This is a genomic window from Candidatus Neomarinimicrobiota bacterium, assembly GCA_022560655.1.
In the GTDB taxonomy this organism is placed as follows: domain Bacteria; phylum Fidelibacterota; class Marinisomatia; order SCGC-AAA003-L08; family TS1B11; genus JADFSS01.
On record JADFSS010000074.1, the window covers coordinates 1 to 9430 of the forward strand.

The following is a 9430-nucleotide window of genomic DNA, read 5'->3' on the forward strand; positions in this document are numbered from 1 at the left end:
CCTCGCGGAGGACGCCGGCTTGATCGATAAGGCGACCAGCCTGGTGGCGTTCACCTCTTCACCCTCGGAGGATTGACGGATGCCCCCGATAATACTGGCAGAATCCGAGAAGGCCAGGAACCGCCGCAGCAGGGCCAAACGTGAGAAGAGGTACCAGGAGTTCTCCGACCTCTGCGATGCTTTCGAAAACCTCGAGGGCGTGCGGAAGCGAATGGAAGCCGCGGGGATCTCAGACCGGATGGACAAGGTGCGTGTGGGACCCAGACTCGTGCGAGCCCTGGACCGTGAGATCTCGGTGGTGGCTGCCACGACCCGGGAGAAGCAGCATCGATACGGCTGGGAGGAAGTCTGCGGGGGCGGATCCGACGCTATAGCAATCCAACGCGACCGCATCCGGCAGGAGCGAGCGGCCGGAAAGGAGGCAGCATGAGCCTCGAACTGGAAGTCTACCGACCGCAGGCGGGCCTTTCCCGCGAGGACAAGATCCGCGGGCTGCTGAAGGCGTTCCTCTCGGGGCGCAATTCTCGCACCATTCGCGCGTACGGCGCTGACCTGGAGGACTTCGCACGATTCCTTGGGGCTCCCGACGTCGACGCAGCCGCTCAGATCCTCCTCAGCCTGCACCCGGGAGACGCCAACGCGGCAGCATTGGATACCCTAATTATTCTTGTTGTTTCGGTTGATCAACCCAAAACAGTCGCGTTTTCTCTGACTTCCTATAAGGATGGAACCACTTTTAAATCATCAACCATTAATCTTGATCTGTTCCCCTTGCTGGAGGCTCAACTTTCATACAGCACTGATTTCAACTCATTGAGCTCCGATTTTGTTTTTGATGGCCTCGCTCATAGTTTCGGTGACGAATTTGGGAATCGAGCCATTCATTCTCCCCATCCTTACCTGGACGCTCCATTGGGCAAAATCATAGATCTCACGGGGATACTCACCGTACCCATCATACTGACCTCGGAAAATGCCACCATAAGCTACCGTGATATCGCTATTGTCGAAACAGGTGATGAAGGAGTGCCCTTTGGCGAGTTCGGCTTTTGGGATTATGTTATCGTTGAGGGTAGTAATGATAATGGTGCTACCTGGCGGCCTTTCGCAGACGGGTACGATGCAAGCTTTGACCCGGCCTGGTTGACGGCCTACGAGGATAATACCGGCGGCACCCCCTTTCTGTTCAGGAGCCATACTTTCAACATGCTGGGTCCGTTCTTGTCCGGCGACATTGTTATCATAAGATTTAGACTCAACATAGATGAAGCTGTCACTGGCTGGGGCTGGGTCATTGACAACCTTATGATCCAGCCAGGTCAATTTGCTGTAGACCCTGATGATCAATTACCGATGGTTTTCAGCTTAGCGCAAAATTATCCCAATCCATTTAATCCCACGACCAAAATAAGTTACGCCCTGCCCAAAACCACGGCTGTGAAATTGCAGATTTTTAATCTGCTGGGGCAAAGAGTGCGTGTTCTAATTGAAAATAATAGACAACCGGCAGGTACGTATACGATTGAGTGGGATGGTAAAGATGATCTTGGCAGAGCCGTTTCCAGTGGCATGTATTATTACCGAATCGAAGCCGGAGAATTTGTGAAATCACATAAGATGATCATGCTGAAGTAATCCCGCCCGCGCAGGGCCTGACACCCAGGTAGCTTGCGCGCCCGTAACCCGGCTCGCGAAGCTGGCCAGCGGCTGATTATCCGTTGGCCGATTCTTCATTCTCTAAGTGTCGCCTGCCCGCCACTATCACCCCCACTCCGCGCCTCCTGGCCGACAATTTTCTTGCCACCGACACGCTAAAATTAGGGCAAAAGAATGGAGCAAGTGATGCATCAGGCAAAATGGAACGACACGGTCATCGCGGAAAGCGCTGATACCATCTCCCTTGAGGGCAATATCTACTTCCCGCCCGACGCTCTGCGATCGGAGCATTTTAGGGCCAGCTCCAACAAGAGCGTGTGCCCCTGGAAGGGCCTGGCCAGCTACTACGATGTGGTGGTCAACGGCGACGTGAACCGCTCCGCGGCCTGGACCTATCCCGATCCCAGCCCGGCCGCCCTGGAGATCAAGAATTACGTGGCCTTCTGGAATGGGGTGCAGGTAACCTAGGAACGCTGGTCGGCCCGGCGGAGGGCTGGCCTCAGACCACCCGCTGCGGCACTTTCTCGGCCCGGCGGCATCAGGCTGCCCCTGCGCGGCTAGATATCCAACACAAGTAGCCCGTTCTCCCTGTCCCGCCACAACTAGTCCCGATCCGTCAAGAGTTGGTGCCCCCCTCCCCCGCGTCAATCCCTGCCCTTCCGTCCGCGCCGCCCCCGGCTTACCTTCCCGTACAGCTCTTTGACATTCCATCCCGCCGCAACTTGTCCCGATCCATCGGGAGGCGGTGGCCTTCGTCCTGCAGAATGCGGGGCTGCTGCTAAAGTAAGTGTCAAAGTAGTCCCGCCGTAGGCGGGGGTGCTGCTAAAGTAAGGGGAGCCCGCCTTTCAGGTCTGATATCGCCCCCCACCCGGATACCTGCCGGATACGCTGTCTATCCTACTCTCAGTAGGTCGCCGGACCTGCAGTCTCGCGTCAGGGTGATCGCCCTGAGGGCTTTTGCTATCCCGTCACATTGCGCGTATATTTGACCCGACCACGGCGTCAATTCATGTCAGAACAATCCGGACTGTACACCTTAACTGCCGAGCCCAAGCGCTTCCAGGGGTACGGAGCGGCGAAGCAGTGTATTGCCGGCAGGTGGCGGTCTGGACCCGCCGGCCCAAACTTCCCGCTAACTGATATTTTAATGGACCGAACTAAACTCACGAACAAAATGAGGTCAAGATGAAACACCAGCATAATCTGATAATGATGCTCGGGTATCTGATGGCTTTCGGCGGATTTACTGCCAACGTGCGAGCTCAATCTGCAGAGCAGAAGCCTGTAAAACATCTCGTGTCTACGTATCACGTTGCGCCTGGCCAGCATCTGCAATTTCTCAAATGGTTCGCTCAGCAGGAGGCTGTCGACAAAGAAGCCGGCGCTCCCGCGACGCAATGGTTTGCCCACCAGGACGGTGCGAGTTGGGATTACATCGTTATCGCCGTGCAGCCTGAAGCGGCAGAGCAGGAGAAAATTGGAAAAAAGTTTGATAAACTGGCAAAGAAAAAGGGCATGGCCACCGGCATGCGCGCTTCGTTGGAGTTTCGCCAGTTCATCAGTTCGCACACGGACACCTATGTCCTGGGCCCGTTCACGGCAGAAGAGTTGGTACAGGAGGCCGAAAAACGCGATTGATTTCATTGGGGAGAGGAAAGCAAGCACGAGCAAGATTCGGTGGTGAATACCAATGATGGTCTAACATGGTATTGAGCGGGCCGGACCCCTACAAGGGGCGGATTACGAGGATAAACCAACTTCGGCCACTAGGTTCTTTGTTGCGTGGTGGTCTTTTCGGACTCACCTTAATGCTGTTTTACGGCTGCACACATGAAGTGGACCCACTCCGGCGTGAGCTGCAAGTCAATCGTGAGCTCTGGGATAGCCACAGCATCCTCGCTTACAAATACGACTTCCAACGCATTTGTTTCTGTCCCCAGGAGATCACTGCACCCGTAATTATCCAAGTGCAAAACAAGCGTATCGTAGCCGTATCTGAGGTTACCACCGATGAGCCGGTGGACGCTGCTCGCTGGGAATACTATTTGACGGTTGAAGAGCTGTTTGATGAAATCGACGCAGCCATTGATCAAGAGGCATATGAGATTGTCGTTGACTATGACTCTGAGTTAGGATACCCGTCAAGCGTCGAGCTTGATGCCGATAAATATACCATCGATGAGGAAGTAGGCTTTAGGGTTGAGCTCATCGACTTTGACGCTACGAGGTAGTCGGTTTGATCAGGTGCCACTGAACGTCTCGCTGGAGCGGACCCGGCCTCGGCACTCCGCGAATTCGCGTATTGACCAGCCGGGCCGCTCAGCTCACAGCCGTTCTGCGGCCTGGCAGTCCAAACACGCCTCTCGTACTTCCATGTATCCTAGTTTTATGGCTTTGTCTTTGACGACGTCTGCGGTATCAGGAGTCGGCGCCCTCGATAATGGAATAGGTCACTCGGGATGGGGACATTGAAGAGATACAACCTGATTTGCGGGGCGCATAACGGGCTTGAGCTGCTCCTTATTGTCCTGATAGTTCTGACGAGATACGGCATCGCTAGGCCCACACGGATTCTGCAAGTTGTTGGCTCTTCAATCTTCGCATTTGGGCTGTTCCTGCTAATCTACTCGGGTGTCTATCTGTGGCGTGCAACCCGAAGCAAGGCTCAAACCGGGGTGGAGGCTTTGGCGACAGACGGGCCATATAGAATAGTCCGGCATCCATATTATCTCGGCGACATCATACTGATCATGGGGCTTGCTATTGGTCTCACGAGTGTCTGGGGCATAGTCGGAACGCTCTTCCTACTGATTCCGTCAGCGATCTATGTCGCGAGGCTGGAGGATGCAGCTCTGGCGGAGAAGTTCGGGGAGGATTGGAGGAGCTATGCAGACCGAACCTACTTCATGTTTCCGCCCGTCTATTAGGAGTTAGGAGGCCGCATAACCACTCGCTGGAGCGGATCGGGCCAAGCGAGCGATGAATAGGTGCGTTTATTTGCCGGGCCGCTCAGCTCGCAATCGTCAGACGCACTTGAACGACGGCGGTGGTTATACAGTGAAACGCCCGGGATTGGTCACCTCAGACTACACCAAGTCCATCAAGATGGTGCTTCTGAAGTAGCAAGAAATCAAAACAAAAGTCATATTCCCGGATACGGGCCGATTACGGCTTTGGGTTTCTCGACCAGCTGTCACCTTATTTTCATTCTGAGAACAGTGGTTCGATTCCCATACGGGCTACAACCAAATTTGTCCATGGGAACCACTGAATCTTGTCGTTGGCCGGCGACTTTCCAGCCATCACCTTATCGCGCAAACTCCCGCAAAGAACCCCACCCACAGCCGGATACGGAACCGGATACGGCGCTGGGCCCCTGGTTCAGTTAAGCACACGCCTTGACTTCCGGGCGCAACTGCTTTATCATTGATCGAAATCCTATTTGCGCGTCTCTTAAGTATTAACGCACCAATCAAGCCCGTTCTGGGCATGAAATGAGGGCAAGGGAACTGGATGAAATGCTTGATCCTCGCCGCCGGGAAGGGCAGCCGACTTTCGCGGAGGGGTAACTCCAAGCCCCTTATCCCCCTGCTGGGGGTACCGCTCATCGAGCGGGTCATCCGCTCCGCTATCCAGGCGGGCATCGAGGAGTTTTACGCGGTCAGCGGTTACAACGGTGAGCAGGTGCGCCCGTTTCTGGACGGGCTGGCCGCTCGTTGCGGCATTACCGTTACTCACATTAATAACGATGACTTTGAGCAGGGTAACGGAGTATCAGTGCTCAAAGCCAAGGAGTACCTGAGCGAGCCTTTCCTCCTGTTGATGGCGGATCATCTTTTCGATCCCGGAATTCTGCGGGAACTGATGCAGCAATCTCAGGACCCGGGCACCGTCACTCTCGCCATTGACATCAATATGGCCAATAAGCTCGTCGATATGAATGATGTCACCCGGGTGCGGCACGAGGACGGCAAACTCGTGGCTATCGGCAAAGGTCTGGCGGATTTCAACGGTTTTGATACCGGCATCTTCTTGTGTACCCCGGCCCTGTTCGAAGCGTTGGAGCGCAGTGCAACGGATCAGGGCGATACCAGCCTGTCCGGCGGTGTGCGTCGCCTGGCTGGCGCAGGCCGGGTCAACGTCATGGACATTGCTGGCCGGTTCTGGCTGGATGTGGATGATCCCAAAACACTGGCCCAAGGGGAGCGCGTTCTGCTGACCCAATTACGTCATAAACCTAATGACGGCCCGGTGTCCAGGTATTTGAACCGGCCCATATCGGTGCGCATTTCCCGTATCCTGTGCCGGTTCCCCATCACGCCCAACCAGATATCGCTGCTGTCGTTTTCCGGTTCAATACTTGCTGCGGTGCTGTTCGCGCTGGGCGGCTACCCAGCCCTGGCGGCCGGTGGGGTTCTCGCTCAGTTTGCCTCCATTATCGATGGATGCGATGGTGAGGTGGCGCGGATCAAGTTCCAGGAAAGCGACTACGGACGCTGGTTCGATGCCGTACTCGATCGCTATGCCGATGCGTTTCTATTGTTCGGACTGACCTGGCACGCCTTTGCCGGCGGCGCCGGTTCGCTGGTCCTGTTCGCCGGTTTTCTGGCGATCATCGGCTCATTCATGCTGAGCTATACTGCTGATAAGTATGACCGCCTTATGCAGCGCAACTTCGCCAGCGGCAAAAGCTGGCGTATAGGCCGCGATATCCGGGTGTTCCTCATTTTCCTGGGCGCCTTGCTCAACCAGCCTTTTGCGATACTGTTGCTTATTGCCGCCCTGATGAATGTGGAGACTGTCCGTCGTGTGTGGGTGAGCCGTGACCGGGGATAGCATCGTAAACACGAAGCAACGGATCAGGGTACTGATCGCGGGTTCCAAAGTACCGGAGGACCCGCGCCATGCCGAAAATACGTTGCAATGGTTGCTCAAGCTCGAACCTGATGCCGATGAGGCGTTACAGATTGCCGCACTGGGGCATGACATCGACCGGGCTGTGGAAGACCGTAAAGTCCAGCGCGCCGACTATGCGGATTACAACGCTTTCAAAGCTGCCCACGCCCGGAATAGTGCCGTCATTCTCAAGGAAATCATGGCGGAGTGCGGGGTTGCAAGCGACATAACGGCAGAAGTATATCGGCTTGTTTGCCTGCATGAAGTTGGTGGCGACCCGCGGGCCGACCGCCTCAAGGACGCCGACGCGATCTCTTATTTCGATGTGAATCTGCCCCTTTACTACGCCCGCACTGGGCGGGAAGAAACCCTGCGGCGCTGCGTCTGGGGTTATCAGCGCCTTTCGGCGCAAATGAGGACCGTCGTAGAAAACATGTCCTACGAGGATCGAGCCTTGAATGCTCTCCTCAGGCAGGCCGTACGGGAAGCTACGGCGGCTTGATACCGGCAATACGATCAAGCGTGGCGGTAGGAATGAGCAGGGTTAGTTACAGATTCATACTCCTGACGCTTCTGCTGACGACGCTATTGTGTTGCGAATCCCCGGTTACCCGCTCGGGCTACACGGAGGAGGAGATCGACTACTTTCTGGAGATTGCCTTGGGCACGGAATACGGCGACGTCCAACCGGTCATCAGGAAGTGGCGGCAGGACCTGAAGATCAAATTGATGGGGACGCCCAGCGATACGGACATGAAGACTCTGGACGATGTGCTCAAAGAGCTTAACGGCATCATTGACGGGGTCAGCCTGAGGGAAGTGGAGGAGCAGCCCAACGTGGAGATTCACTTTCTCCCCGAAGAAGAGTTCAGCCAGATCGAGCCGAACTATGTACCCCTGAACTACGGCTTCTTTTGGGTGCAGTGGAATGGCGACGGCGAGCTGACCTTTACCAGAATCCTGATCGCCACGGACGAGCTCATTACGCAGACGGTGCGTTCGCACCTGCTGAGGGAGGAGCTCACTCAGAGCCTGGGACTGATGCGAGATTCAAACCGCTACCGGGATAGCATATTCTACCAAGGCTTCACCAACACCACGAGCTACTCCGAAATCGATAAGGTTGTCATTGAGATCCTGTACCTGGATGAGATCCGCACCAACATGACGGAGGCGGAGGTTCGCCAAGTCTTGAGCGGGTAGAAGGCAGGCGCGGGCACGGACCTGCGCCGGGCAGCTACATCTCCCGGGTCGTCTTGCCCGACTGCACCAAGTCCATCAAGATGCTACTGCTAAAGTAAGTGTCAGAGTAGTCCCGCCGTAGACGGGGGTGCTGCTGAAGTAGCAAAAGCCAACCCTTCAGGCTTGAAATTGCCTGCCACCCGGAACCTGCCGGACACGCTGCCAATCCTACTGTCGGCAGGTCGCCGGACCGTCGGTTTGGCGACATGGGCGCCCGTTGGAAGCATTGAAATTTCTATGCCTTCGGGAAGGGGTCTTCAAGTAGACAGGGCGTACTATCTGGACAAACTCCCTAAAACATTGTATCTTTTTGTTGTTGCCTTTTGCTGGACAATTCTCAAGGGTTTTGTTAAAAGCCAGCGCCGTGCCGCTAAGGCACTGGTCATTGTCCCGATCGATTTCTCCGTGGTGCTTCCCTGGGCGGAGGCCACCACATCTGTAAGTCCCTCGAGATTCTGACGAGCGCCTGAAGGGCATTGGCACTTACTTCTACCTGTGCAAGGGGAAATCGGGTGAAAGCCAACCCTTTACCATTGCATGACATTTTCATGACAAACTCGAACTATCGATCTGTCGATATTGCTCGCGGTGTTTGAACCATTCAGTGGTGCCCATGTCCGGAAAGACTATCAAATAGGATGGAACCTGTTATGAAAGCGCACACCCTGATCCTCTCAACCGTATTACTCCTCAGCGGAGTTCTTTTCGGCCAGACTTTCACCCGAATCAATACTGGCAATATCGTTAATGAAGGTGCTCCGACCTACGGCGCCGCTTGGGGAGATTACAATGACAATGGATATATTGATTTGTTCGTCGCGAATGTTGCTGACAGGATTTCTTCCCTGTTCAGGAATAACGGGGATGGTAGTTTTACAAAATTGACTTCAGGGGCAATCGCGGATGCCGCCGTCTCAAGTATCGCAGCTAGCTGGGGAGATTACGATAATGATGGTGATCTTGATCTTATCGTGTGTTCTGGGGAAGCAAACAACTTGCTCTTCGCGAATAATGGAGACGGCACATTTTCCAGAATCACAGCGGGAGTTATCATAGCTGACATTGGTGGCAATCCCAGCTGGGGTGATTATGACAACGATGGTTATTTAGACCTGTTCATTACAACGGCAGGACGTAATCTCCTGTATCACAACAACAAAGACGGGACCTTTACAAAAATCACTACTGGACGAATTGTGACTGATAATGGCTCATCAAATAATGGAAGTTGGGGCGATTACAACAGTGACAGCTATTTAGACTTATTTGTTTCAAATGGTAGTGACGTAAATGTGGATAACTTCTTATACACCAACAATGGAGATGGGACCTTTACCAAAATTACTACAGGTGCTATTGTCAACGATGGTGGAATGTCAATGGGCGCTAGTTGGGCCGATTATGACAACGATGGTGATCTAGATTTATTTGTAACAAATGGTTCTTCATTTGAAAGCCAAGACAATTTTCTATATCAAAATAATGGCGACGGCACCTTCGAGAGAATCCTTGCTGGGAATATTGTAAATGATGGTGGCTATTCCTGGAGCTGTGCCTGGGGTGATATGGATAACGACGGCGATCTGGATCTTTTTGTCACTAATAACCCCGGTGATGTGAGAGGAAGCAATTCCCT

General features: G+C 54.2%; 10 protein-coding genes. All 10 read left to right on the top strand.

Annotated features, from left to right (window positions below):
- The first annotated feature begins 79 nt into the window (after positions 1-79).
- Positions 80-430 (top strand): hypothetical protein, encoded by a 351-nt coding sequence (locus tag IH971_09570; protein ID MCH7498086.1) that lies wholly within the window; start codon positions 80-82, stop codon positions 428-430.
- Positions 427-1635 carry a T9SS type A sorting domain-containing protein gene (locus IH971_09575; protein MCH7498087.1) on the top strand — a complete coding sequence of 403 codons (1209 nt, stop codon included), beginning with the start codon at positions 427-429 and terminating at the stop codon, positions 1633-1635. Before IH971_09570 ends, IH971_09575 begins: the two co-directional genes overlap by 4 nt.
- A 207-nt stretch (positions 1636-1842) precedes the next feature.
- Positions 1843-2124 carry a DUF427 domain-containing protein gene (locus IH971_09580; GenBank protein MCH7498088.1) on the top strand — a complete coding sequence of 94 codons (282 nt, stop codon included), beginning with the start codon at positions 1843-1845 and terminating at the stop codon, positions 2122-2124.
- A 717-nt stretch (positions 2125-2841) separates the two neighbouring features.
- Entirely contained in the window at positions 2842-3294 is a 453-nt protein-coding gene (locus IH971_09585; GenBank protein MCH7498089.1) for a hypothetical protein, read from the top strand.
- A 197-nt stretch (positions 3295-3491) separates the two neighbouring features.
- The gene (locus IH971_09590) at positions 3492-3887 is read left to right on the top strand and encodes a hypothetical protein (protein MCH7498090.1); all 396 of its coding nucleotides are present in this window, start codon (positions 3492-3494) and stop codon (positions 3885-3887) included.
- Positions 3888-4115: 228 nt separating this feature from the next.
- Entirely contained in the window at positions 4116-4583 is a 468-nt protein-coding gene (locus IH971_09595; protein ID MCH7498091.1) for an isoprenylcysteine carboxylmethyltransferase family protein, read from the top strand.
- Between the two features lie 586 nt (positions 4584-5169).
- Positions 5170-6492, top strand: a complete 1323-nt coding sequence (locus IH971_09600) for an NTP transferase domain-containing protein (protein ID MCH7498092.1) — start codon at positions 5170-5172, stop codon at positions 6490-6492.
- Complete coding sequence (locus tag IH971_09605) at positions 6479-7054, top strand: DUF4202 family protein (protein MCH7498093.1); 576 nt, start codon at positions 6479-6481, stop codon at positions 7052-7054. Before IH971_09600 ends, IH971_09605 begins: the two co-directional genes overlap by 14 nt.
- A gap of 32 nt (positions 7055-7086) precedes the next feature.
- Positions 7087-7755, top strand: a complete 669-nt coding sequence (locus IH971_09610; GenBank protein ID MCH7498094.1) for a DUF2927 domain-containing protein — start codon at positions 7087-7089, stop codon at positions 7753-7755.
- A 689-nt stretch (positions 7756-8444) separates the two neighbouring features.
- Positions 8445-9430 (top strand): VCBS repeat-containing protein (locus tag IH971_09615; protein ID MCH7498095.1); only part of this gene is annotated, 986 nt, incomplete at its 3' end.

Excerpts from the sequence above, each read along its gene's own strand:
- IH971_09575 (MCH7498087.1), top strand. The coding sequence starts at position 427 with ATGAGCCTCGAACTGGAAGTCTACCGACCGCAGGCGGGCCTTTCCCGC.
- IH971_09585 (MCH7498089.1), top strand. The coding sequence starts at position 2,842 with ATGAAACACCAGCATAATCTGATAATGATGCTCGGGTATCTGATGGCT.
- IH971_09570 (MCH7498086.1), top strand. The coding sequence starts at position 80 with ATGCCCCCGATAATACTGGCAGAATCCGAGAAGGCCAGGAACCGCCGC.
- IH971_09595 (MCH7498091.1), top strand. The coding sequence starts at position 4,116 with ATGGGGACATTGAAGAGATACAACCTGATTTGCGGGGCGCATAACGGG.
- IH971_09610 (MCH7498094.1), top strand. The coding sequence starts at position 7,087 with ATGAGCAGGGTTAGTTACAGATTCATACTCCTGACGCTTCTGCTGACG.
- IH971_09580 (MCH7498088.1), top strand. The coding sequence starts at position 1,843 with ATGCATCAGGCAAAATGGAACGACACGGTCATCGCGGAAAGCGCTGAT.
- IH971_09600 (MCH7498092.1), top strand. The coding sequence starts at position 5,170 with ATGAAATGCTTGATCCTCGCCGCCGGGAAGGGCAGCCGACTTTCGCGG.